Annotated in this window: 16 protein-coding genes; 8 read left to right on the forward strand and 8 right to left on the reverse strand. The window is 52.7% G+C overall.

The features are described 5' to 3' along the window. The first annotated feature begins 92 nt into the window (after window positions 1–92). The 6 genes from BKD14_RS12435 (at window position 93) to cydX (ending at window position 7,715) form a co-directional block, all read left to right on the forward strand. Window positions 93–674, forward strand: coding sequence for a GbsR/MarR family transcriptional regulator (locus tag BKD14_RS12435; protein ID WP_033315780.1), 582 nt, complete (start codon window positions 93–95; stop codon window positions 672–674). A 13-nt stretch (window positions 675–687) separates the two neighbouring features. Next, a complete protein-coding gene (gene cydD, locus BKD14_RS12440) occupies window positions 688–2,547 on the forward strand; it encodes a thiol reductant ABC exporter subunit CydD (RefSeq protein WP_245293636.1) in 1,860 nt (619 codons plus the stop codon). Beyond that, a complete protein-coding gene (gene cydC, locus BKD14_RS12445; RefSeq protein WP_075656472.1) occupies window positions 2,544–4,250 on the forward strand; it encodes a thiol reductant ABC exporter subunit CydC in 1,707 nt (568 codons plus the stop codon). Before cydD ends, cydC begins: the two co-directional genes overlap by 4 nt. A 540-nt stretch (window positions 4,251–4,790) precedes the next feature. Then, entirely contained in the window at window positions 4,791–6,389 is a 1,599-nt protein-coding gene (locus tag BKD14_RS12450) for a cytochrome ubiquinol oxidase subunit I (protein WP_075656920.1), read from the forward strand. Next, window positions 6,389–7,534, forward strand: coding sequence for a cytochrome d ubiquinol oxidase subunit II (gene cydB / locus BKD14_RS12455; RefSeq protein ID WP_075656474.1), 1,146 nt, complete (start codon window positions 6,389–6,391; stop codon window positions 7,532–7,534). Before BKD14_RS12450 ends, cydB begins: the two co-directional genes overlap by 1 nt. A 49-nt stretch (window positions 7,535–7,583) precedes the next feature. Beyond that, a complete protein-coding gene (cydX, locus tag BKD14_RS12460) occupies window positions 7,584–7,715 on the forward strand; it encodes a cytochrome bd-I oxidase subunit CydX (RefSeq protein WP_075656476.1) in 132 nt (43 codons plus the stop codon). Between the two features lie 45 nt (window positions 7,716–7,760). Here cydX and BKD14_RS12465 read toward each other — a convergent pair whose 3' ends face one another. The 6 genes from BKD14_RS12465 to BKD14_RS12490 form a co-directional block, all read right to left on the reverse strand. Beyond that, a complete protein-coding gene (locus BKD14_RS12465; RefSeq protein ID WP_245293637.1) occupies window positions 7,761–11,414 on the reverse strand; it encodes a TonB-dependent receptor in 3,654 nt (1,217 codons plus the stop codon). Between the two features lie 111 nt (window positions 11,415–11,525). After that, on the reverse strand, window positions 11,526–12,482 hold the full coding sequence (locus BKD14_RS12470; protein WP_075656478.1) for a FecR domain-containing protein: 957 nt from the start codon (window positions 12,480–12,482) through the stop codon (window positions 11,526–11,528). A gap of 85 nt (window positions 12,483–12,567) precedes the next feature. Then, complete coding sequence (locus BKD14_RS12475; protein ID WP_075656480.1) at window positions 12,568–13,068, reverse strand: sigma-70 family RNA polymerase sigma factor; 501 nt, start codon at window positions 13,066–13,068, stop codon at window positions 12,568–12,570. Window positions 13,069–13,249: 181 nt separating this feature from the next. Beyond that, complete coding sequence (locus tag BKD14_RS12480; RefSeq protein ID WP_083647105.1) at window positions 13,250–15,976, reverse strand: TonB-dependent receptor; 2,727 nt, start codon at window positions 15,974–15,976, stop codon at window positions 13,250–13,252. Between the two features lie 157 nt (window positions 15,977–16,133). After that, window positions 16,134–16,946: a FecR domain-containing protein gene (locus BKD14_RS12485; protein ID WP_245293638.1), complete on the reverse strand. Its 813-nt coding sequence runs from the start codon at window positions 16,944–16,946 to the stop codon at window positions 16,134–16,136. A gap of 150 nt (window positions 16,947–17,096) precedes the next feature. Then, the gene (locus BKD14_RS12490; protein WP_075656482.1) at window positions 17,097–17,624 is read right to left on the reverse strand and encodes a sigma-70 family RNA polymerase sigma factor; all 528 of its coding nucleotides are present in this window, start codon (window positions 17,622–17,624) and stop codon (window positions 17,097–17,099) included. A 256-nt stretch (window positions 17,625–17,880) separates the two neighbouring features. On the opposite strand from BKD14_RS12490, the gene BKD14_RS12500 reads away from it, so the two are divergent. Together BKD14_RS12500 and BKD14_RS12505 are read left to right on the forward strand one after the other, a co-directional pair. Further along, window positions 17,881–19,026 carry an efflux RND transporter periplasmic adaptor subunit gene (locus BKD14_RS12500; protein WP_075656486.1) on the forward strand — a complete coding sequence of 382 codons (1,146 nt, stop codon included), beginning with the start codon at window positions 17,881–17,883 and terminating at the stop codon, window positions 19,024–19,026. 28 nt (window positions 19,027–19,054) lie between these two features. Next, the gene (locus BKD14_RS12505; RefSeq protein WP_075656488.1) at window positions 19,055–22,135 is read left to right on the forward strand and encodes an efflux RND transporter permease subunit; all 3,081 of its coding nucleotides are present in this window, start codon (window positions 19,055–19,057) and stop codon (window positions 22,133–22,135) included. Between the two features lie 74 nt (window positions 22,136–22,209). Here the strand turns inward: BKD14_RS12505 and BKD14_RS12510 are convergent, their stop codons facing one another. Both BKD14_RS12510 and BKD14_RS12515 read right to left on the reverse strand, forming a co-directional pair. Next, window positions 22,210–23,904, reverse strand: a complete 1,695-nt coding sequence (locus tag BKD14_RS12510) for an amidohydrolase (protein WP_075656490.1) — start codon at window positions 23,902–23,904, stop codon at window positions 22,210–22,212. 105 nt (window positions 23,905–24,009) lie between these two features. Further along, a complete protein-coding gene (locus tag BKD14_RS12515; protein WP_075656492.1) occupies window positions 24,010–24,690 on the reverse strand; it encodes a hydrolase in 681 nt (226 codons plus the stop codon). Window positions 24,691–25,395 lie beyond the last annotated feature (705 nt).

Here is a 25,395-nt window from a genome sequence, read left to right on the forward strand (position 1 = left end):
AGACCTGCTTTGCGGGTTGCGGAGGAGCAACAATAATAATATCTGAAATTTCAGTAATTTCTGAAAGTTCAGAAAATACGGGAGCAACTGATTTGGAATTGTCGCCAATCGTACAATCATTTGTACTGCACTTCGGTGAAATGGGCAGCCGCTGGGGTATCAACCGCACGGTCGGGCAGATCTATGCCTTGCTCTATCTTTCTAAAGACCCGCTCTGTGCCGATCAGATCGTGGATGCCCTTGGCGTCTCACGGTCGAATGTTTCTATGGGTATCAGAGAGCTGCAAGGCTGGAACCTTGTTTTGCTGAAGCACATTCCGGGTGACCGTCGCGATTTTTACTCCACGCCGGGCGATGTCTGGCAGATTCTGCGCACATTGGCGGAAGAGCGCAAAAAACGTGAAGTCGATCCGACTTTGAGTGTGTTGCGTGAAATTCTCATGGAAAAGCCGACGACAGAGAGCGATGCATTTGCGCAAGCGCGTATGGGCGATATGCATGGTCTGATTGAACGCCTGACCAACTGGTATGATGATGTGAAATCGCTCGAAACCGAACGACTGACCATGCTTTTGAGCATGGGGTCAAAGGTTACGCGTTTCCTTGAAGCCAAGGACAAAATCGTCTCGCTCGGCCGCAGCCGTGCGCAGAAAAAAGAAGGACAATCAGAGTGAAAGGAGGGACGGAGTGAGTGAAGCTTTATCCGGTTCGTCTGCCCCTTCGGAAATTCCGGCGGCAACGCCGGAACGATCCATGTCTGATGCAGTAACAGTTACCGGCAGCGACAAGGCTGCCGGAACTGTAAAGGCGTCTGTACGGCGCCGTAAAAAACGTGCACAACCGGCCAATTTACGCAAAGGCGGCTGGTTACAGGTTCTGGCGGCGCTGATCTGGCTGCCGCAGGCGGGCCTGATGGCCTATGCGATCAATGAGCTGACCGTCAGCGGTACAGTCAGCAATCTTCTGATGATCGTTGCCGGTATTTTTCTGCTTGGCCTGCTGCGTACCATTTTGCAGGGCGCGGGCGAGCGGATTGCTTTTAAAACATCGCGCGCGGCTTTGTCTGATCTGCGTGCAAAATCGGTGCAGGCGCTGGCTGACCGCTCCCCGCTGGATCGCAACCGTGCGGCATCGGGTGAGGCGGCTAGCATTCTCGCCGAACAGGCCGAAATGGTAGTGACTTATTGGTCGCGTTACCAGCCGGTGCAGATGAAAGTCATGATCGTTCCCATTGTCTTTCTGATTGCTGTGCTGTGGTATTCATGGGCTGCGGCACTGGTCTTGCTGGTTGCGGCACCGCTTATTCCGGTTTTCATGGCGCTGATCGGTTATCGCGCCAAAGCCGCCAGTGAAGAACAGCTGGTGGAAATGGGGCAGATGAATGGTTTCCTGCTCGACCGTTTGCGCGGACTGGCAACAATCCGCACATTCCACGCTGTTGACCTGACCGCACAACGGTTGCGTCATAATGCGGAAACACTGCGCCATAAAACCATGATCGTGTTGCGCATTGCTTTCCTGTCCTCAGCGGTACTGGAGCTGTTTTCAGCGCTCGGCGTGGCGATGGTTGCGGTTTATATCGGCTTCCATCTTCTGGGTGAGTTGAATTTCGGCGCGTGGGGCGCAACGCTGACATTGGGGCAGGGGCTGTTTATCCTGTTGCTGGCGCCGACATTTTTTGAACCGCTGCGCGAACTCTCAGCCGTCTGGCATGACCGCGCTGCCGGTGAAGCCGCGATTGATGCGCTGGAAAATATCAGTGCAGGCGGTATGAAACTCACCGCGGTTGCTGCGACTGCGATACCGGCTGAAACAGATAAAAACCATGCTGTCACTCTGCGCGATGTGGATTTCAGCTATGATGCAGATGATGAGACTGATCTGCTCTCCGGCTTTAGCTTACAGATTGCGCAAGGCGAGCATGTTGCACTCTTAGGACCAAGCGGCAGCGGTAAATCAACACTGCTGGCGATGATGGCCGGTCTGATCGCACCACGCAGTGGTGATGTTCTGATACATGATACCGTGCTCGATCAGAGCAGTGCTGACACACTGCGTCAGCAATTCTCATGGATTGGCCAGAAGCCGCATATTTTCTCCGGTTCTGTGCGTTCAAATATTACACTCGGCCGTGAAGGTTTTGCCCTGAGCGATGTGCAGACTGCACTGAAGACAGCAGCGCTGGATAATGTGGCTTCTGCCGCTGCAGCCAGTGATCTTGGTGAAAACGGCACCGGTCTTTCCGGTGGTGAAGGCCTGCGTCTGGCTTTGGCAAGGGCAGCTCTGAAATCCGGTGCGGATATTATCTTTGCCGACGAGCCGACTGCCCATCTCGACAGTGAAACCGCGCTCAAGGCAACAGAGGGTCTTCTGGCTATGGCGCAAGGCAAGACATTGATTATTGCCACCCATGATGAAGAACTGGCGCGCAAAATGGGACGCATCATTCGCGTTGACAGGCTGAGCGGTGCGGAAAATCTGCATGTGCAGGAAGACAGCGGCAATGCTGCTGCACCTGTATGTTCTGCACGGAGGGCGGCAGAATGAAGAAACTTGCAGTTCTGAAACCGGTTCTCAAACTGTTTTTCTCGGAAAAGCGCGGCAAATTATGGGCAGGCATGTTGCTCGCTGCTGTGACTGTTTTGTGCGGTATTCTGCTGCTTGGTCTGTCCGGTTGGTTTATCACCGCAACAGCAATTGCCGGTCTGGCAACGGCCACAGCTTTGGCTTTTGACGTATTTGCACCGGCTGCAGGTATTCGCCTGCTGGCTATTCTGCGCACTGCGTCACGCTATGCGGAGCGTCTGGTCACCCATGATGCAACGCTGGCTGTGCTGGCAGCATTGCGCGAGAAATTGTTCCGCAGCTGGGCTGCACCGCAGGCAGCAAAAGAACTTTTGCGCCGTCCGAGCCGTCTGCTGTTCCGCCTGACGGCGGATATTGATGCGCTGGATGCGCTTTATCTGCGCGTGCTGGTGCCTGCCGGTGCGGCTTTTGTCACCATGCTGGTGGTTGGTTTTGCTTTCTGGCTGATGGATAGCACTTTCTCGCTGGCAATGGTGGCGGTTTTGGTGCTTGCCGGTTTTGGCCTGCCGCTGATTGCAGCACTCTGGGCGATGAAGCCAATGCGCCGCCGTGCCAAAGCTGTTGAAGCCGTACGCGCGCGCAGCATTGATCTGGTCTCCGGCCAGACCGATCTGCTGATGGCGGGACGTCTGCAAGCGCAAAGCGCAAACATATGTGCGGCTGACAAAAGATTGTCCGATGCCGATGATCAGCTCAACCGGATTGAAATTTCGGTCGGTGCCGGTTTTGGTATCGCTACGGCTTTGCTGCTCTGTGTTGCTTTGCTCGGCGGTGTCTGGCTTGCAGAGGCTGGCACTATTTCACCTGCTGTTGCTGCTTTTGCGCTGCTGATGGCACTGGGAGCGATGGAACCGTTTGCAGCATTACGCCGCGGTGCCATGGAACTTGGCCGCACGCTGATGGCTGCGCATCGCGTTGGCGACCGTTATGAAACCCAGCCGCATTTCTATGTGCCTGTACAACCGGCCGATCCTCATGAGGCTGTTTATCTGGAACAGATCAATATGCGCTATGAGGACAAGATGCCTCTGGTGCTGCAGGATATCAGTCTGAGCGTGCGCAAGGGTGAAAAACTGGCGATTGTCGGCACAAGCGGCACAGGTAAATCGACGCTCATGGCTTTGCTGGCCGGTGAGGTGACCGCGGATTCCGGTATTATCCGTCATGAGGCAGCAACGCTGCTGACGCAGAAAACCCAGTTGTTTCAGGATAGTCTCGCGGAAAATCTGCGTCTTGCTCAGCCGAAGGCAACGGACGATGATCTGATGCAGGCACTGGAAATGGCCGGCCTGTCAGAAACGGTAGGTGACATGCCGCAGCAGTTGGAAACAATGCTCGGCGAGGGCGGCCTTGGCTTGTCCGGCGGTCAGGCACGCCGTCTCGCACTGGCGCGTCTGTTTCTGCACAATACCCCGCTCTGGCTGCTGGATGAACCGACGGAAGGGCTGGATAAAGCCACTGCGCAGGACATTCTGCAGCGACTGGCACAGGCAACAAGTCAGAATGGTGGCCACGGCAGAACCATGATTATTGCGACACATCTGCGCCGCGAAGCCGAGATTGCAGACCGTATCGTCGTGATGAGCAATGGTCGCATGATGGCAGAAGCATTGAAAGGAACGCAGGCATTTTCAGATATTCTGAAGACACTGCGTCAGGTTTAACAAGAATACCTGTCCGGAACCGGACACGTTGACAGCCATGTCTTTGAAAAGGAAGCCCCGCTTTATGAAGCATGATTTTTTACACATAATCAGAGGGATGATCTGACAAAAACGGATCACATTATCTGATTTTGAAAGCGGTTTTCTCCCAAGCGCCGCTTTCATCCCCACACTGTGAGAACCCTGTAACCGGCCGGTATTACCAGCCGGAACGGATATGCATTTCCTGATGCTATAAATTAGTATAGTCTAGAATTGGTCTATTTTAAGCGTGCCCCGAAAAGTGCGAAGCGGTTTTCGGACAAGATACGAATAAAAGCAAATAGATAGAGCATATCCGCCCTGCAGGTTTCTCACAGACATTTCCGGCAACAATGCCGGTCATACGGACTGTTTGATATACGCGCATTTTGACCGGAATGCCCCCTATTTTCCGGAGAGACGCGTAAAAGCTTTGTTTTCAAGCATAGTTTGCCGGATACCGAATAGTTTCCGGCGCTAAGCTACAACAGGAGCGCCGCGCCCCCGCGGCGGATGATGATGGAACTGGATATTGTTTCACTATCCCGTCTGCAATTTGCAGTCACCGCCATGTACCACTTTTTGTTTGTTCCTTTGACGCTCGGCCTGTCTATTCTGCTGGCGATCATGGAAACGGTCTATGTGATGACCGGCCGCCTGATCTGGCGGCAAATGACAAAATTCTGGGGTACATTGTTTGGTATTAACTTTGTAACCGGTGTCGCCACCGGCGTTGTGATGGAATTCCAGTTCGGTATGAACTGGAGCTATTACAGTCACTATGTCGGGGATATTTTCGGTGCGCCGCTGGCGCTCGAAGGGCTGATGGCTTTCTTTCTGGAAGCGACCTTTATCGGCCTGTTTTTCTTCGGCTGGGATCGCCTGTCCAAAATCGGGCATTTGACCGTGACCTATCTGATGGCGATCGGCTCCAATATTTCCGCATTGTGGATTCTGGTGGCCAATGGCTGGATGCAAAATCCGGTCGGATCGCGCTTTAACCCTGAAACCATGCGTATGGAAATCACGGACTTCTTTGCCGTTGTTTTCAACCCTGTTGCGCAGGCCAAGGTCGTGCACACAGTATCTGCCGGTTATGTCACAGCTTCCATTTTCATTCTCGGTGTTTCGGCATGGTATATGCTCAAAGGCCGTCATCTGGAACTTGCCAAACGTTCGATGACTGTGGCGGCTTCTTTCGGTCTGGCCGGTGCTTTGTCGGTTGTGGTGCTGGGGGATGAAAGCGGCTATCTGACATCCGACCATCAGAGCATGAAAATGTCTGCGATTGAGGCCATGTGGGATACAGAACCGGCTCCGGCATCTTTCACGCTGATTGGTGTGCCGGATCAGGAAAACCGCGTGACCCATTATGCCATTCACATTCCCTATGTGATGGGGCTGATCGGTACGCGCTCCCTGACCATTGAAATTCCAGGTATTAACCAGCTGGTTTTGCAGGCTCAGGATCGTATCCGTGATGGCATCAAGGCTTATGATGCTTTGCAGACAATCAAAGCAACGCCACGGGGCGAGCAGGCACCGGCAGAAGCCAAACAGGCTTTTGAACAATATGGTGAGCGTCTGGGTTATGGTCTGCTGCTGAAGAAATATGTTGATGATCCGCGTACCGCCACGGATGAGCAGATCGTGGCTGCCGCCAATGATACTGTTCCGGGTGTGCTGCCGCTGTTCATTGCCTTCCGTGTGATGGTGGGCCTGAGCTTCTATTTCCTGTTGCTGACCGGCACCTTCTTTTTCCTGTCTGCACGCAGAAAACTGGACAAACACCGCTGGCTGCTCTGGGTTGCGGTCTTCTCTATTCCTCTGCCTTGGCTGGCTGCAGAAATGGGCTGGCTGGTTGCGGAATTCGGCCGTCAGCCATGGAGTATTGAAGGGGTTCTGCCGACAGCCGTGGCGGTCTCCAATCTCAGCCCTGTAACCGTGCTGATCTCACTGAGCGGATTTATCCTGATCTATACAGTCCTGTTCATTATTGAGATGGGCGTGATGATCCGTGCGATCCGTAACGGGCCGCAGCCGGATCATGCTCCGGTTTCCGCACCCTTTGAGAAACCTGTTCCCAGTAAACCGGTACAAATCGGGGAGGCAAAATAATGGTTTTGTCCGAACTTCTTGATTATTCAACCTTACGTCTGATCTGGTGGGTATTGCTGGGTGTGCTGCTCATCGGCTTTGCGGCAATGGATGGTTTTGACCTTGGTATTGAAACCATGCTGCCATTTGTTGCCCGCACCGATCTGGAACGCAGACTGGTGCTGGAAACCATTGAACCGGTCTGGGAAGGCAATCAGGTTTGGCTCATTCTGGCCGGCGGTGCGATTTTTGCCGCATGGCCGCAGCTTTATGCGGTGTCTTTCTCCGGCTTCTATCTGGCGATGTTCATCATTTTGTTCGCACTGATCCTGCGGCCGGTCGGCTTTAAATACCGCAACAAGCGTGAAAGCTCGCTGTGGCGCAACAATTGGGACCGGGCATTGTTCATCGGTGGTTTTGTGCCGTCACTGATTTTTGGTGTGGCTGTCGGCAATGTGCTGCTCGGCGTGCCGTTCCGTATCAATGACGATATGATGATCTTCTATGAAGGTTCATTCTTTGCCTTGCTTAACCCGTTTGCGCTGCTGGCAGGTCTGATGTCAGTCATCATGCTGGCCATGCATGGTTGTGTGTGGCTCTGTGTTAAAACCACAGGCATTGTGGCTGAACGTGCAAAAAAATACGGTACGCTTCTCGCATTGCTGACAGTGGTCTTTTATGTCGCCGCAGGGCTGTATCTCTGGAAATCCGGTCTGGGTTACCGCATTACCAGTGAGATTGATCCGAACGGTCCGTCTAACCCGCTGTTTAAAACCGCAGTGGTTGAGCAAGGCGCATGGCTTGCCAATTATCTGCGCTATCCGGCTCTGTGGGCTGTGCCTGCCCTCGGCCTGCTGTCGCCTTTCGCGGTGATCCTCTTTGTGTGGGCACGGCGTCCGCTCGTGGCATTGCTGTTCGGTAAATTGTCGATCTTCGGTGTGATTACATCGGTGGGTGTGGCAATGTTCCCGTTCATCCTGCCATCCTCGCTGAATCCGAGTGCCAGCCTGACGGTTTGGGACAGCTCATCCAGCCATCTGACCCTGTTCATCATGCTGATCAGCACCGGCATTATGCTGCCGATCATCATGCTCTATACGAGCTGGGTCTATTATGTGCTGCGCGGAAAAGTGACGGAAAGTGATCTGGAAGAGGGGCATTACTGATGCCCGTTTCCGTCATCATTTCTGTCTCTTATATAATATGAGGTTTTAAATGTGGTATTTCGCCTGGGTTTTAGGACTACCTCTCGCAGCGGCTTTCGCGGTGCTCAACGCCATGTGGTATGAGCTGGTGGATGATGCTGCCAAGCGCAAAGAACATGGCCATACAGGCTCTGAACATTAAATAAAAAAGCCGGTCTGAGTTTTCTCAGACCGGCTTTTGAGTTTGTCAGAACCGGTAATTCACACCGATTTTGAATGTATGAAAATCGAGCGAATTGGATGCTTTGCGTCCGTTTTTAACACTCGACGATCCTTCATGCTTGACCGTCTCATAGATCGCTTTTTCATAAGGCTCACAATATTGCGGGAACTGAGTGCAGAAGTCGCCCATTCCCGGCTGTTTTGACGGGTCAACAATCTCAACGCCAGTCTTTTCCTGTGTTTCCCAGTCACGCATGATACCGGCACGGGCATTGTTAAAGTTGAAATTGGTTTTGCCGAAACGTGTGTAGGAATAATCCGCCATCACCGACCACCGGTCATTAATGGCATATTCAATCCCGCCGCCGGCTGTCCAGCCGAAGCGTGTTGCTTTCTCCTTTTCAGTCAGCGCAATTTCTGTGACCTTGTCAGAACTGTCTGCACTGACACGATATTGCTCGCGCGACTGGCTCTCGCGGGCAAAGGCCACACCGCCACTGCCGTAAAGCATCCATTTATTGTCAAAAGCATAGCCGAGTTTACCGCGCACAGCGGCAGTCCAGTCAATGTCATAGAGGGTCTGCGCCTGCACATTGCCGGTGCCGGCAAAATCGCCCTCTGTTGTACGGGCTTTATGTGCAGCATTCAGATAGGTTTTGCTCCAGTCTGCACCGATGCCCAGTACCACACGGTTTGGCAATTGCCAGTTATAACCGGCCTGCACACCAAACAAACCGCTATCCATGCCGAAATCAGCGGATTCCGTTGCCGCAACCGCATTGGATGTGCCGTCGAGAGCGGTTGTGTTGCCCCATGTCCGGCCAAAAACACCACCGGCATGAGCTCCGGCATAAAGGCCTGTCCAGTCAATCGGAGCGCCTTCAGCTGTCGGACGCCGTGTCAGGAAGGACGGCAGGGACGGCAATTGCTGTTCACCGCCGATATCAGCTGTGAGGCTGGCATAGAAGGTACGACCCGGGCCCGGCTGCGTCACAAGACCCAGAGGATCAATGTAGAATTTATCAAACACATTCTCGACGCGGAATGCCGCTGTCAGATTGTCAGTGATTTTATATTCTGCAAACAGGTCAACAAGCGCATAGGGTTTCCAGAGCACCGGTGTGATGAATTCAGATGCGCCTTGTGCCGTCACATCGCCATGACCGATAGCACGCGGTCCCGTATAGGAGACACGGCCGCCGAGCATCAGCCGTTCTTCCAGCAGTTTCTGCGACAGGGTCAGGTCAACCGAATATTTGGGCTGCACATGGTTGGTGGCATAATCACCATAGAGGCTCTTGCCGTCGCAACTGTCGGATGTGCGGCAATATTCAACATTGAGATAATAATTGGCTGCGAGATCAGCTGTGAAACCGTCCAGCTCATAGCGACCGGAAAATTCCAGACCGGAAAACTTCGCACGGTGGATATTGCCGATATTCAGGGCAAAATTGCTCGAATTTTTAGTGTCATATACAATATTGCGCGAGATGTAGTTTTTAACATCCCAGTTGAAGTAACCGAGCTTCAGCATACCCGTATCTTCATCGGCAAGCAGGCCGTTACGGACGACATTGGTGCCGATTTCCCAGTTGCTGGAACGCTCCGGTTTTACATCTGTATTTGCGGTAACGCTGTTAAATGCGGAAACGGATTCAATAATGCTCGGCGCGCGCAGCGTATTGGAATAATTGACATAGAACTGGGTCTGTTCCCACGGTTCAAAAGTCAGACCGACAGACGGGCTGAAACCGCCATCATTGGTTCTGGAACCCTGTTCCTTTGCATTATTGATCTGATTGCGTTCATAGGGGTCGAAACGGTCTTTCGACCAGAAATGCGAATAGCGCAAACCGCCATTCACAGTAAGCCAGTCAACAGGTTTATATGCAGCCTTCGTATAAGCGGCGACTTCATGGCGGATCGCATCGCGTGGTGTCATCCAGCCTTCCAGAGCTGCGGAATGTTCACTGCCGCGCGTATCTTCCACACGGAAAGACGTGCCGTAAGTCAAATCCAGATCGCCTGCATCAAAAGTGAAAGAGGATTTGTTCTGGATATCACCGCCCCACATATCACTGTCAGATCCGACACGGAAATCGGCAGGCAGGCCGATCCCTCCCGGTGTAACACCACGCCCGCCGCGTACCGGATTACGCAATTGCAGATGCGTCCAGTAGAGATTGGCACGCAGATCAATCAGCTCATTGTCTTCCGGCTTCCAGTTATAACGCGCAGTCACCGTGTCGAGACTGGTTCCTGCGGTTTGCTTTTGCTGTATGGACTGGTCTTTAATGCCGCTCAAGCGCGAGGCCAGCCTGTCACCGGCCTCGCTGCGATAGCCCATATAGCCGAGCTGTAATTCATGATCGTCGGCAAAACGGGCATTGAGTTTTGCCAGCCATGACTCGGTTTCCAGCTGGGTGTTGAGGACTTCCTCGCCCGGACGGTAATTGGTCAGCCCCTGATTGGCATAATATTCGTTCCAGTAATTGCCCGGGCTTCTGGGTGTGCAATGAATGGCAACCATTGAATTGCAATAAGGCTGTCTGCCCAGATTGACCGGATCGGCCGCTGCAGAGCCACGCGTTCCTGCATGATAGTTGCCCTGTTTGCGTCGTGCATAACCGGCCAGAACATCGATTGAATCGCCTTTATAGGCGCCGACAATACTGCCGGAAGCGGATGTCGGAGACAGGAATGACGGCCTGTCCAACCCGTCTTTTGAACCGACAGGAGCTTTCATTGCATCCCATGGCGCATAGGGCCACTGATAACCGCTCAGAGCACCGGCCAGTGGTTTGGACGTGTTGCCGCCAATGCCGCCTTTAACGCGGATACCCCAGTGATTACCGTCTTTAACAATATCGTCCACGCCGACAGTGCGCATGCTGACAGAACCGGCATTGCCCCATGAAGCGGTGTCCGCCCCCTTGTTGATTTCCACACCGGCAATAAAATCAGGATCAACAAAGGTGCGGTTGGAAACACCCTGATAGCCTTGATAGACGGTGACGGAGTTTTCCGCGCCGTCAATGGTTGTGGATACACGCCCCATGCCCTGCATACCGCGAATATTGACATCAATTGATCCTGCACCATTGCGGGCTTCACCGGATTTGACACCGGGTGTACCGCGAAACATATCCGCAGGGCTGGAACCGCGATAACGCTCAATTGTTTCGCCGGAAATATAGGTGGTTGGTGCTGCCGTTTCATAAGGCGCTGTTGCGGCAGCGATTGCTCCGCCGCTGGAAACGGTTATCTGGTTCAGAATGAGTGAGCCGTCCGGCGCAGTGCCGCCGGAATTGGCGGCAAGACGCTCGGTAATCAGCACGGATTTTGTACCGGTGAAATTATAGGTCAGGCCGGAACCCTGCAAAATCCGCGCCAGTGCCTGCTCCTTGGTGGCTGCACCTGAAATCCCGGGAGAAGATTTCCCGCGCACAACAGCAGGTTCATAGGATAACTGGGTGCCGGATTGGCTGCCAAAGGCTGCGAGTGCACGGTTGAGCGGGCCGGACGGAATATTGAAGCCTGTCTGTTGCTGTGCCTGTGCATTGAAGCTGGTTGCTGTCAGAACCACGCCGGTTATCATTGCGGTGGTTGCCAGCAAAGCGGCTATCATGGCTTTGCTGCATTTGGTGTGTCGTGCCGCTTGTTTGGTGGCGCCTGTCATGCCTGCTCACTCCGTCGGTCAATCATTACAGGCGTTTTTTCTGCATGAGAAAGCGCCCTCATATTCTTCTTTACGAGTGGCGGATAAAAATATTCAGTTTTTACTCATATTTTATACGGAAGAGACAATTGTCAGCAAAGACGCAATTTTTCGTGTTTTAGCACCAAAAGGCCGGACAACTGCTGCAATGGCTGCATCAGGGTCGTTAAGATCAAACACACCGCTGACCGTGCGCGATCCGAGTGAAGGATCAGCGATCAATACGCGCCCGTTTTGCCAGCGGGAAATTTTTGCACAAAGGGCGGCAACAGTTTCATTTTCCGCAAACAGCATATTGGAGCGCCATGCTGCAATTTGTGATGGATCCTGTTCGCCGCGGGTAATCCGGTTGCTTGCGCTGTCAAAACTAAGCCACGTACCGGCCTCCAGTTTTTCGCCTGCCGCTGTGCCGGTTCTGGCTTCAACACTGCCATGCGCCACGGCCACAGAGAGAAAACCTTTTTCTGCAGAAACATCAAAAGCCGTGCCCAGCGCAGTGACCAGCATAGGGCCGGTTGAGACGGTAAAAGGCCTTGCGCTGTCCGGCTGAACCTGAAAATACGCCATGCCGGACAGCAACCCGATACGACGACCTTGCTCAGAAAAATCAACGGCAATTGCACTGTCAGGCCCCAGCGTGGCGAGGCTGCCGTCAGGCAGGGGAATGTCCCGGATCTCTGCCGTGGAGGTGATGTGATCGGCCTGCGACAGCAGCCACAGACGCGGCACTGTCAGCGCGCCGGTGGTCAGGGCTCCAAGGCCGAGTGTGGTTCCGGCTATAAAATTGCGGCGGGATAGTTTGCTTTTCTCCGGTATTTTCCGGTTCTCTGTGAACAAAGTGCCGGTCATGCCATGAATGGCGGCCACACGCGCCCAGGCTGCGGCATGGGCAGGGCTGCGGGTGACCCATGTTTTAATCATGTCGGCAGAAACGGGATTAACGGGGTCATTTTGCAGACGGATAGCCAGATCGGCTGCTTCACGAAACAGCCGCTGTGCTTCCTCTGTCTCATCAGCGGAATTGGTCATATGTTTCAAGCCTGTCCGGATAGATTACTGTCTCATTTCTGTTTACGAATGAGCGTGGTTAATTTTCAGTGTATGGGAAAATTTGTCACAGTCCGGTAAGGCGCCTGTCAATAAATTCATAGGCATCTCTGATGAGGGTCCATGTTCTGCCCACGGAGAGATTAAGTTCCGCTGCAATTGCCGCAATGGTCATCTCATCCATACGGTGCATCTCGAATGCTTTGCGCGTTCGGGCGGGTAGTTCCTGCAAAGCCTGTTGTGCCAGTATCAGTTTTTGCCGGTCATAGACCTGTTTTTCCGGTGAGGGAGAGGGGTCAGCAATGGCTGAGAAATCTTCGGGTGTGAGATCGGCTCTGCGCAGCAAACCTTCACGCCGCTGATGATCTGTACCGAGGTTGCGCGCAATTCTGAACAAATAGGCTGCGGGATTATAAGTGGTTTTGCTTTCCGCAGGCGGAGAGACCAAAACGCGTAAAAAAGTATCCTGCGTCAGATCGGCAGCCGTTTCTTCAGGAAGCCCTCTGCGGCGTAATGATTGTATAATATCACGCGCATGTTTTTTAAAAAGATGATGGAGATCCCACATCTGTGTAACCGTTTTCTGAAAGCATATGCGTCCGGCTCGTCAGGCAATGACGATAGAATAAATCTTGACTATTATAATCAAGTTTATATTGCAAGGCATAAATCTTCGCTTCAGATACGGGCAGGGGCTATGCCGGTGCGTGTGACCCAACGGCATAGCGGTCTGGTTGTCCCTGTGAGCTTTAAAAATTGGCCGTCAGAGATGCATAGAATGTCCGGCCTGGTCCCGGCTGCTGTGCAAGGCTGAGCGGATCGACATAGAACCGGTCTGTCAGATTTTCCACGCGCACGCTGGCGGTATAAGTGTCGTTGATTTTATATTCTGCAAACACATCTATCAATGTGTAAGGCTGCCAGTTGATCATCGTGATGAACTGCGACATGCCCTGACCTGTGACATCACCATGTCCGCTCGCACGCGATGCGGTATAGGAAATGCGGCCGCCGACTGTGAGTGCATCATCCAGTAATTTCTGGGTCAGGGTCAGGTCTATACCATATTTAGGCGGTACGTGATTGGTGGCATAGTCGGCATAGAGAGATTTGTTTTCACAGGTTTCAGCGGTACGGCAGAACTCCACATTCAGATAATAATTGGCAGCCAGTGTGGCTTCGAAACCGCCGAGCGCATAATTGGCCGACATTTCAAGACCGGAGAAACGGGCGCGGTCAATATTGAAAATGCGCACATTCGCAGAGTTCGCATATCTGTGGAACTCGCGGGCGATGTAATCTTTTACATCCCAGTTGAAGTAACCCAGTTTGAGCATTGCACGATCTGTACCGGTAATCAGGTCATCCTGAATGAAGTTTGCACCGATTTCCCAATTGTTGGAACGCTCTGCCTTTGCATCTTCATTCACGGTCATATTGAAAGCGGACACGGCTTCCATAATGCTCGGCGCGCGTAAGGTGCTGGAATAATTGGTGTAGAATTGTGCGCCGTCAAATGGTTCGACCGTGACACCCAATGACGGGCTGAAGCCGCCCTGTTTGAAACGCGCTTTGCCGTAAACCATATCAGGATGAACATATTTTGTGCGGCTGCGATCGCGCGACCACATATGGGAATAGCGCAGGCCGCCATTGACCGTCAGCCAGTCAACCGGTTTATACGCTGTCTTGATATAGGCTGCGGCTTCTTTACGGGTGCCGTCACGCAAATCAAGAAATGTGTCCCATTTCCTTGTTCCTTCGGTCGGCTTGGTATCTTCTTCTTTGTAAGACGCGCCATAGGTCATATCAAAATCACCATAGGCAGTCGTGAACTGTGAACGGTTGCTGATATCGCCGCCCCATGTCCACAGGTTCGGTCCGGATTTAAAGTCGACCGGTGCATTTGCCGGCAGCCAGTCGACCGGATTGCGTTGCTTCAGCTTCGTACCCCAGAGATTGGCCTTGAGATTAATCAGATCATTCTCTTCAGGATCCCAGCGATATTTAAATGTTCCGGTGTGTGCTTCTATATCTGTCGTCAGGCGCTGTTGTCTGGCTTGTTGTCCGAGCGTACTCAAAGCATTGGCCTTAAAAGTACCGGCCTTGCTTTCAAAGCCTGTATAGCCAAGCTGAATACTATGCCCGTCGCCGAACATAACCTTGCCTTTCAGCAGCAGGGATTTCGTTGCCATTTGGGTGTTGAGAACTTGTTCACCGGGGCGGTAATTGGCCAGACCTGTATTCTCAATATATTGCGGATACCATCTGTATTCAGGATTGGGTAAGTTACAAAGAAAACTGCATACGCTCATCCCGCCGAGATTGGCAATACCGGCAGCAGGGCCGTTTTTACCAGCATGGTAATTGCCGCGCTCGCGATAGGCATAGCCTGCCAGCAGTTCAATATTTTCATCCTGCATGGCCGCAACGATACTGCCTGAACCATTGGTCGGCTTCAGAAAAGCCGGACGGTTCATGGTGTCATCCGAACTCTTAACACTTGGTACATAGAGGTGATCGAATTCCGGCTGCAGATCGCCGGGATAACCGCTATTGATAATTTCGTAGCCAGCAACATTACCCTCTTCAGGTTTGCTGGAATTGGTACCGAAACCGCCTTTGACACGCAGGCCGAAGCGGTTGCCTTCCTTGACAATATCGCCCGCCTCAATTGTACGCATGGCGACCGTACCGGCAATGCCGCTGGATGCAGCATCGGAGCCTTTTTGGATATCAATGCCGCCGAGAAAATCCGGATCAACAAAAGTGCGGTTCGAGATGCCCTGATAGCCCTGATAGACATTAATGGCATTTTCCGCACCGTCGATGGTGGTGGCCACGCGCCCCATGCCCTGCATACCGCGGATATTCACATCAATCGCACCGGCACCATTGCGGGCTTCACCGGACATCACGCCCGGCGTACCGCGGAAAATGTCTGCAGGGCTTGCGCCGCGAAAACGCTCAATCGTCTGCTCTGAAATATAAGAGGTCGGCGCTGCCGTGTGATATGGCGCTTCAGCGGCTGCAATTGCACCGCCATTGGTCACGGTGATTGTGTTCAGCGTCACGGTGCCGTCCGGTGCAACTACGGATTGGGCGCTTCCTGCCGGATCATGAATTGTGAGCGTTGTGCCCTGAATAGAGTAATTCAGGCCGGAGCCGGACAGCAATCTGCCCAGTGCCTGTTCCCGTGTCATCGTGCCTTGCACCGCAGGACTTGTCTTGCCGGATACCATATCGGATCGCATCAGCAGTTTGAGGCCGGCACGGTCGGCAAAACCGGCAAGTGCTGAACCCAGATTTTGTGCGCGGATATTGAAACTGATCGTCTGCGATACAGTGGTCTGCGCATGGGCAATCATCGGCAATCCGGTGCCAAGCATTGCAATAAACGCAACCGAAGCCAGAAGTCCGGCCTTTTGCGCATGTTGGGACAAAGAGCGCTTTTTCGCCTTGATGATAGCCTGCATGGAAATATTCCGCCTTACCAATATGACACATTCCGGCCTCCGCTCATGACGGAAATTCCGGCCTCATAATTCAAAGACGAAACGGCATGGCTGATCTTGCACCGGTAAAATATAAAAATATGATTATTTTTATCATAAATTTGAATCGGGTAGTTTTTTAGCGCAAAATTGTCACAAAAGGCAGGCGGATCACGGAGACAGGCAAAGTGGTTTCAATGGCCTGTAAAATCTCTTCCGGCTGGTTGAGATCAAAAACGCCGGTGACCTGCAGTGTTTGCAGGCGGTTGCTGGCAAGAACAATTGTCCCGCCGCGATGGCGTTCAATTTCTGTAACCACATCGCCGAGTGGCTTGGCGTTGAAAATCAATTTGCCGCGGCGCCATGCAGTTTCAATGTCGGAATCCACCTCTTCCGGTGCGGATATATTACCTGTGTCTTCATAGCGGATACGGGTATTGGCACCGGCAACAACCATATTGCTTGTCCGGTTTGCAGGTTGTATCCGGCTGCTGACACCGACAGTGCCTTCAATCACCGTGACAGCAACCTGCTGAGGTTTGATATCAATATCAAAAATCGTTCCCAGAGCACGGGTCTGCCCGTCAAGTGCCTCAACGATAAACGGGCGTGCCGCGTCTTTTGCGACAGTAAACAGTGCTTGCCCTTCATAGAGGGTCAGCCGTCTCTCATTGGCTGACATATCAACAGAGAGTGCAGAACCGGCATTGAGAAACACGGTTGAACCGTCAGCCAGCATAATGCTGCGTTGCTCACCCGTAGCAGTTGTAAAATCGGCATAGAGACGCGGCCCGATGAGCCCCGTCTGATGCAGCGCGGCACCACCAGTTATCAGTCCGGCCAGGCCGAGAACCGCGCGTCTGGTGAATTGTTTTTGATTTGCGGATTTGCGGATGCTTTTACCGGCTGTGCCAATGCCGTGCCACAGTGCCTCAGCCTCGCGTGCTGCCATTTCATGCTCGGCGCTTTGACGACGTCAGTCTGCAAAACCCGCATGGTCCTGTGCGGTTGCCCGTCCGGAGCTCAGCTGTACAATCCGGTCGATTGCCTCATCACTTAAGCTGATATCCGTTTTATATCTGATTTTTTCGGGCATAGCGGCTCAGGCGAGTGTGCGGAAATGATCGCGGCAATGGCGCAATGCCTGCGCGAGATAACGCGCGACCATACTTTCCGACACGCCCAGACGGCGGGCAATCTCATAATGGGTCAGCAGGTCGCAGCGTGCCAGCAATAAGGCTTTACGCGGTTTTTCCGGTAATTGCAGCAGGGCGTAAATAAGTTGCCGCAACTGGTCGCGGTCAATCGCGAAGACCTCCGGTGTCGGCGCAGTATCGGCAATCGCCTGCAAAATCTCTTCATCGCTGAGGCAGGCTTTGTGGTGGCGCTGTTCCTTGCGCAGCAGATCAATCGCAATATTAGTGGCAATCCACATGATGAAAGCGCGATGATCGCGAACCTCAGAAGAGCGCTCCTGTATTTTGGACAGGCGCAGCCATGTTTCCTGCAATGCATCATCGGCCAGCTCATGGGAGCTGGTGCGTTTTTTGAGTATTTCGCGCAGCCATTTCAACTGCCGCAAATAGACAGACAACAGGTCTTCAGAATGGTCGGTTGATGGAATGCTCATGCCGTGTGACTGCGTGCAAAGGGGGGGCGGATGAATAGATTTTTAATACTATACAAAAATACTCATATTTAAAAGCTGAAAAATTTCTGCACGGAAATATCCTGTGCGTAGCTGTGAAAGAGCTGCTGAAAGGCCGAAATCGCCGCGTTTGGGCGGGTTCTGCAGTTTTCTGTATTTCCTCCGCTGAAGCTTAACAAAAATATTGTTTGTGTTGCCGTTCCGGATGCAGTTCCGCCAACCTGAAAGGTAATCAAATATGAGGTTTCTGTTGTGCCTCTCCCTGTCCGCATATTCTCTGGCCGCTTCAGCGGCTTTTTCGGCAGAGGCTGCTCCTGCAGATGCAGCGATTGCGGGGGCTCAGATCGCCGTGGCGGAACGCACTGTCACCACTTCTGTAGCCAAGCCGGTACCAACGGAATGGAAACTGGGTTTTAACGGGCTGTTTGTGCCGCGCGAAGAAGTGGCGGTAGGTACAACATTGCAGGATCAGCGTATTGCCGCGGTTGAAGCGGAGGCCGGTGATTATGTAACCGCCGGACAGGTGCTGATGCGGCTGGATACGGTGAAACTGGATATCAAGCTCAGAGAAACAGAAGCGCGTGTTGCCCGCGCCCGTGCATGGCTGGCTCAGCAGGAGGCGACACAGGCGCAGGCGCAGTCCAACCTGAACCGCACACAGCGCCTGCGCAGCAATGGTGCTGTCAGCGAGCAATCCTATGATGATAAGCTGTCGGCGCTGAATATTGCCGAGCAGAGTGTGGGAGTGGCAAAGGCCGAGTTCACGCAGGCTGAGGCGCAACTGGCGGAGGCGAAAAGCGAAAGGGCACGGGCTGTTATTCATGCACCGGTCAGCGGTATCATTTCAGAACGCAATGCGCGCGTTGGTGCACTGGCCGGTAGCGGCACACTTTTCAGCCTTATCCGCGACGGCGAGATAGAATTTGCGGCTGAAGTACCGGAAAGTGAAATCCTGCTGATGAAGGCAGGTCAGGCGGCGCATGTCACACTGCCTGACGGGAAAATCGCAGCCGGACATATCCGCTTATTATCGCCGAAAATCGACCGCCAAACGCGGCTGGGCAGAGCCTATATCGCGATTGAGGGCAAACAAATATCGCTCTTCTCCGGTGCTTTCGGCAGGGCAGACGTGGTGTTTTCGCAAAGCAAGGCAATTCTGGTCAATGACTCTGCGCTTTTGCATGGCCGTGAGGCATCCGATGCCTCGGTCTTTGTTGTTGTCGGCGGTAAGGCTGTCAAGAAAACAGTCAAGCTCGGCTTGCGCAAGAACGGAGCTGTTGAAATCCGTTCGGGTTTAAGCGCAGGCGATCACATCATTGAAAAAGCAGGGCCGCTGCTCCGCGACGGCGAGACGGTAACACCTGTTCCTGCACGGGCGCCTTGAAAATCCGGATTCCCTGAAAGTATTGTTTATGACCAGTAATATTTCCGCCTGGGCAATCCGCAAGCCGGTGCCGACGCTTGTTCTTTTCATTGTTCTGACCCTTGCCGGCTGGGCTGCATTCAATAAGCTGCCGGTGAATGCCAATCCCAATGTATCCTTTCCCGTGGTGACGGTTGCGGTAACGCAGGCCAGTGCTGCCCCTTCCGAAATGGAAGCGCAGATTACACGCCGTATTGAAGGTGTGGTATCCGGCATCGCAGGGGTCAAACATCTGCGCTCCTCCATTGCGGACGGCGTGTCGACGACCACAGTGGAGTTCCGCATCGGGGTTGATCCCGACCGTGCCACCAATGATGTGCGTGAGGCCGTGGCGCAGATCCGCTCAGATCTGCCACAGACTATTCAGGAGCCGGTGGTCAGCCGTGTCGATGTTGAAGGCGGGGCAATCCTTTATTACACGATTTCCGCGTCGGATATTTCGGCGGTTGATATGTCATGGTTCGTGGATGATACGATTACCCGTGAACTACTGGCCGTGCCCGGTGTGCAGAAAGTGCAGCGACTGGGCGGTGTCAATCGTGAGGTGCGTATTGCGCTGAAACCGGAGCGGTTGCTGGCACTTGGTGTATCGGCGGATCAGGTCAATTCTGCTTTGCGCGAGCTGAATGTGAATGTGCCGAGCGGGCGGGGCAATATCGGCGACAGGGAACAGTCGCTGCGCACGATTGCAAGCGCCAGAACGGTGGAAGAGCTTTCCGCTTTAACGATCTTATTGCCGGGCAACCGGTGGATCCCGTTGCGTGAGATTGCCACAATACAGGACGGGGCGGGTGAGCCGCGCGGCTTCTCCCGTCTGGACGGCAAAGCCGTGGTTGGCTTTTCTGTGTTCCGTGCAAAGGGCTATAGCGATACGGTTGTTGCCAATGGTGTCAAAAACCGGCTTGAGGACATAAGACAGCTCAATTCGGGCACAGAGATCAGGGAGGTCAGCTCCACGGTCGAATATACGGTGCAGAGCTATAATAATGCGATCACCACACTGCTGGAAGGCGCTGCGCTGACGGTTGCGGTGGTGTTTCTTTTCCTTCGCAATTGGCGGGCGACCGTGATCGCAGCGGTGGCCATGCCGCTTTCCATTTTGCCAACATTTGCGGCGATGTATCTCCTCGATTTTACACTTAACAGCATCAGTCTGCTGGCTCTGACACTCGTCATCGGTATTCTCGTTGATGATGCGATTGTGGAGATAGAGAATATTGAGCGCCATATTCATATGGGCAAGCGCCCCTATATTGCAGCGCTTGAAGCATCAGATGCGATCGGGCTTGCTGTTGTTGCGACAACCCTGACGATCGTCGCTATTTTTGCACCGGTCAGTTTTATCGGTGGTGCGGTCGGGCAATATTTCAAACAGTTCGGCCTGACTGTTGCGATTGCAGTGCTGGTCTCCCTCGCTGTTGCTCGTTTGCTCACGCCGCTGATGGCTGCCTATATGTTGCAGCCGCATCCGGTGAGTGATAAAGCGCCGGGATCTTCTGTACTTGGCCGTTGGTATCTCGGATTGCTGAGCTGGACGCTGCATCACCGTAAAGCAACCTTTGCCATGGTGGCGGGTATTTTTGCCGGTTCGGTCTATCTCATGACATTGCTGCCCACCGGCTTCATGCCGCAAAGCGACTCCAATGTTTCACAAATCAGCGTAACTCTGGCACCGGGTACCCGCCTTGATGAGACCGCCCGTGTCTCAGACGACATTGTCAATCAGCTGCTGAAACGACCTGAGATAAAGGATATTCTGGCCACATCATCGGATGGTGTGAATGAGTTCTCCCTGCTGATTAATCTCAAGCCGCGTGCGGAACGGGAGACAAGCCAGAAGGAATTCGAAGCGGTTATCCGTCCTTTGGTTGCTGCAATACCGGATATTCAGTTCACCTTTACAAAAGACGGCGGCGGCAAAGAAGTGGCTATTATTCTCGTCGGCAATAGCGGAGAAAATCTCACCCGTGCTGCCCGCGAGCTGGAAGCCCAGATGCGTGAACTGCCGGAACTCGCCAATGTGGTTTCATCCGAACCTCTGCCTGCACCGGAGCTGCATGTAAAACCGCGTCTGGATGAAGCTGCGCGCCTTGGTGTGTCACCGGCCTCGATCGGTATGGTTGCCCGCATCGGAACAGTGGGTGAGACGGATGCCAATTCGGCGCAGTTTAATCTGGGTGACCGGCAAATACCGATCCGTGTTCTGCTGGAGAATTCTGCCCGCAGCGATCTGGATATGCTGAAGAACCTGAAAGTGGGAACCGCAACGGGCAATCCGGTTCCGCTTGCATCCGTTGCGGATATTTCCTTCGGTTCTGCGGAAAGCCGTGTGGAGCGTCTGAACCGGATGCGGATGATCGAGGTGCAGGCTAATCTGGATAATAATGCGACGCTCGGCACGGCACTGGCAGCGATTGCTGCGCTGCCCGCCTATAAAAACCTGCCTGAAGGTGTCCGCGAAGTGGAATATGGCAGTGCGGAATATATGGCAGAAATGTTCAGTAATTTCGGACTGGCGTTGCTGACCGGTATTCTGATGGTGGCGGCAGTGCTGGTGCTGTTGTTTAAGGACTTCCTGCAACCTTTTACCATTCTGATTGCCTTGCCGCTTTCCATCGGCGGTGCGGCGATTGCACTGCTTCTCTATGGTGCGGCTTTGGATCTGTCATCGGTTATCGGTATTCTGATGCTGATGGGGATTGTCTGCAAAAATTCTATTCTGCTGGTAGATTATGCCATTGAGTGCCGCAAGGAAGGTCTTGATCGCGATGCGGCCTTGCTGAAAGCCGGTATTACGCGTGTCCGGCCGATTATCATGACCACAATCGCCATGGTGGCGGGGATGGTGCCCGCTGCCATTGGTATCGGTGGGGATGCGGAGTTTCGCGCGCCGATGGCGGTTGCTGTGATCGGCGGGCTGATAACCTCAACGGCACTCAGTCTGGTTTTCGTGCCGGTTATGTTTACCGCGATGGATGATCTGAACAGCTGGCTGAGCAGAAAGCTGAAAAAGCTGACTTCGGTAACCGATGAAGACAGAAAACATACTGTCTCGGGTGAGGTGCTCTGAATGTGCGGATATAGCAGGCAGGGAGCGGATTATGCTCCTTGCCTGCTATTGGCTAGCTGTCCGGCAATCTATATTTATTGCGCGGCGGCGGGTGTTTCCGTCAGATTTTCATGCACGATTTTGCCGTCTACAATGGTCAGAACCGAGCGTATCTTATCGATTTCTTCTGCCGGAACGGTCAGATAAGGCTGATCCAGAACTGCGAGATCGGCCTGTTTTCCGGTCTCCAGCGTGCCACGGTTCTGCTCCGCAAAACCGATCCATGCCGCGTTTTTCGTATAGAGTGCGAGAGCCTCTTCACGGGACAGCAATTGATCCTCTGCTTTTTGGATAACACCGCCGAGCGAACGGCCGGTGACGTGATATTCAATCGCCTGCCAGATACCATAAATGCCGATACGTGTGGAATCCGTGCCGCCTGCAACCAGAATATTTTTATCAATAGCTGCACGGGTTGGCGGGGATTTGGCAGCAATATCTTCGCCATTGGCTTTCAGAATTGCGGGGCCTTCAAAATAAGGACCCATCTGTACGGTGTAGGACAGTCCCAGCTTTTTCATCCGCTCCAGTGTAGCTTCTGAACCGGTGTTGAGATGCGCGAGAGACCACCGTAAATCCTGCAAGGGATAAGCCGTGTTCACATCTTCAAACACGGTCAGAATATCGCTGGCTGCATCATCGGTATAGGCGTGAATTTCCAGCGGAATACGCCGTTGTGCTGCAAATTGCGCGACTTTGCGTAACTCGTCTTTGGCTGCCTGTGGAGAGGTGAAGCCAGACCCCATCTGAACGCCGTCATTCATGGCTGCAACGATGGATTCACCAATGCCGAGAAAGCTGACCATGCCGGTGTCATAATAAGGCTGGCGGAAGGCCATAAGGTTTTTGAACCATTCCGCCTCCGTACCGGATTGCATGGCCGGAATGCGATATCCTGCGCGCAGCGTCAGTTTGCCGTCCATTTGCAGGGCAAAGAGGTTTTCATAGGCGGAAGAAGGGCCAGCGGATGGATCAATAAAACCGGTCATACCGGCACTGTTAAGCGCCGAGAAAAACACCTGCATGCTTTGCAACTGTTGTTCGCGACCTGCGGGCATCATCTTGGCAAAGAGTGCATTATAGGAGCCGATATGTCCCAGCAATTTACCGGTTGCCTTGCCATTCGCATCGCGCTCAACCTGAATACCCTGCGGTAGGGCCGGTTCGGCTTCATTGAGTTTTAAGGTTTTGATACCCTTCTCATTGAGCAAAGCATAATCATACAAATATTGAACATAGACCGGATGATCGGGAACGGCTTTGCTCAGTTCTGCCACAGTCGGAGCGCGGTTTTCTTCAAACTGTTCCGGCAACCATGAACCGACAACGGCAACCCATTGATCCGGTTGTTTGCCTGCTGCTGCCTCTTGTAAGGTTTTCAGAGCGTCCGGCAGTTTGGTTTCATTATACCAATAGGTTTCGGATGTATAAGTCTGACCGCCGCGAATGGCATGAATATGAGTATCGACCAGACCCGGAATGACAGTCTTGCCTTGCAGATCAATGCGGCGGGTTTTGTCAGTGCTGAATTTTTCTGCGAACGTGTCATCACCAACAGCAAGAATATGATTGCCCGAAATCGCCAGTGCCGTTGCAGCAGGCTGGTTTTCATTCATGGTGATGATGTTGCCGTTGTAAAGAATGAGATTTGCGTCATTCGCTGCGGCAGGATTCATCAGCGCAGTCAGACCGGCAAATATAAGAGGGGTGGTTGTGAGAACAGAATGCATGGCTTGATATCCCTTCCGAATAGTTGAAGCGGAATTCAGATATTTATTGCTTGTATTAGTATTAATGAAAAAACGGCAGGCGGAAACCGCCTGCCGTTTTTGTTGTTACTTGCGCATTGAGTCGAGAACTTCGTGGTTCTTCTCAACTTCCTGTGCCTTAACATAGCTTTCAATCAGAAGCTGGTAGGTAGGAAAAATCTTGGTGTAGACTTCAGCCCATTCCTGAGCGTCCGGACGGTTCCAGCTGCGCTGGATTTCAGAAGCCACAGCAGCGGTATCAATCGGCACAACGCCGGCCTGCATCACACGTGCCAGAGTAATTTCCTGTGCCATTTTCGAATAAGTGCCGGAAGCATCGATAACAGCAAAGACTTTATAACCATCCTGCACCGCGCTGATTGACGGGAAGGCCATGCAAACACTGGTGATTGTACCGGCAATAATCAGGGTTTTGCGGCCGGTTGCTTTAACGGCTGCAACAAAGTCCGGATTATCCCATGCATTGATTTCGCCTTTACGGGCAATATATTGCGCATGAGGCGCATTGGCATGGATTTCCGGAATCAGCGGGCCGTTCGGACCCTGCGGAACAGAAGCGGTGGTGATAACCGGAATATTGGCCAGTGTTGCGATCTTGGCAAGCGCAGTTGCGTGATTGCGCAGAACAGGCATTGGCATATCGCCGACAGTCTGGAACAGGCCGCTCTGATGATCGATCAGCAGCATAACTGCATCATTTGGGTCGATAACCGGACGCTGGCCGTTGAAATTTGCCGGATTGGTCATTTTAAGTCTCCTCAGTTGTTAATCCGCCTCGCGGACGGGTTATATGCTGTGCGGTCAGACAGCTTGTTCTGCCGCGTAATTTCCTCTGATAACGCTCACTGACTGATGGCTGGTTGTTTGTGCTCAGCCGGTGGTTCGTGAAGTGTTATCGTCTGGATATGAACATAAAACTGCACCAATCATCTGTATAGATCGAAGTTTACACCTTAATGTCCTGATTATGAGACAATTGCGGTGTTGTGAAATGGAATGTGAAACTTCCAACCGGATTGACTTAAAAGCACAGCATTGACGGGGAGGGAGCTGAGAAAACGGTAATTTCGCACGCAGTTTTATCAGTCGGGCGTGTTCAATGATTGTTGCGATAATACAACCTGTAATTGTTTATCGTGCAGAGATCTACAACGGTTGTATTTTTCAGCTTTAGTATCGGAATAATCTGAAATATTACAATTTTTGTAAATTTTATAGTTAAATCAATATGATAATGAAAACTCTGCCAGGGAATTAAAAAATTAACTTGTCTCGTAAAATTTTAATTGCATGGTTAATACAACCTATGGTAGATATTTTGTGAAGAGTGAGGTTGCGTAAAACAGGTTGTGTAAATCGGGGTGCCATCCCGCTGCCGTCAGCAGTTTCTGCAAATGCGGGCAGAAGGGGAAAGGCAAAATATTACAAGTAAATAATGTTTAATTCATTGGG

Source organism: Pseudochrobactrum sp. B5, assembly GCF_001939785.1.
GTDB classification, from domain to species: Bacteria; Pseudomonadota; Alphaproteobacteria; order Rhizobiales; family Rhizobiaceae; genus Pseudochrobactrum; species Pseudochrobactrum saccharolyticum.

What these genes read in the sequence shown, in the direction of transcription:
- cydC (WP_075656472.1), top strand. Translation starts at nt 2,544, where the DNA reads ATGAAGAAACTTGCAGTTCTGAAACCGGTTCTCAAACTGTTTTTCTCG.
- BKD14_RS12450 (WP_075656920.1), top strand. Translation starts at nt 4,791, where the DNA reads ATGGAACTGGATATTGTTTCACTATCCCGTCTGCAATTTGCAGTCACC.
- cydB (WP_075656474.1), top strand. Translation starts at nt 6,389, where the DNA reads ATGGTTTTGTCCGAACTTCTTGATTATTCAACCTTACGTCTGATCTGG.
- cydX (WP_075656476.1), top strand. Translation starts at nt 7,584, where the DNA reads ATGTGGTATTTCGCCTGGGTTTTAGGACTACCTCTCGCAGCGGCTTTC.
- BKD14_RS12465 (WP_245293637.1), bottom strand. Translation starts at nt 11,414, where the DNA reads ATGACAGGCGCCACCAAACAAGCGGCACGACACACCAAATGCAGCAAA.
- BKD14_RS12470 (WP_075656478.1), bottom strand. Translation starts at nt 12,482, where the DNA reads ATGACCAATTCCGCTGATGAGACAGAGGAAGCACAGCGGCTGTTTCGT.
- BKD14_RS12475 (WP_075656480.1), bottom strand. Translation starts at nt 13,068, where the DNA reads ATGTGGGATCTCCATCATCTTTTTAAAAAACATGCGCGTGATATTATA.
- BKD14_RS12480 (WP_083647105.1), bottom strand. Translation starts at nt 15,976, where the DNA reads ATGCAGGCTATCATCAAGGCGAAAAAGCGCTCTTTGTCCCAACATGCG.
- BKD14_RS12485 (WP_245293638.1), bottom strand. Translation starts at nt 16,946, where the DNA reads ATGGCAGCACGCGAGGCTGAGGCACTGTGGCACGGCATTGGCACAGCC.
- BKD14_RS12490 (WP_075656482.1), bottom strand. Translation starts at nt 17,624, where the DNA reads ATGAGCATTCCATCAACCGACCATTCTGAAGACCTGTTGTCTGTCTAT.
- BKD14_RS12500 (WP_075656486.1), top strand. Translation starts at nt 17,881, where the DNA reads ATGAGGTTTCTGTTGTGCCTCTCCCTGTCCGCATATTCTCTGGCCGCT.
- BKD14_RS12505 (WP_075656488.1), top strand. Translation starts at nt 19,055, where the DNA reads ATGACCAGTAATATTTCCGCCTGGGCAATCCGCAAGCCGGTGCCGACG.
- BKD14_RS12510 (WP_075656490.1), bottom strand. Translation starts at nt 23,904, where the DNA reads ATGCATTCTGTTCTCACAACCACCCCTCTTATATTTGCCGGTCTGACT.
- BKD14_RS12515 (WP_075656492.1), bottom strand. Translation starts at nt 24,690, where the DNA reads ATGACCAATCCGGCAAATTTCAACGGCCAGCGTCCGGTTATCGACCCA.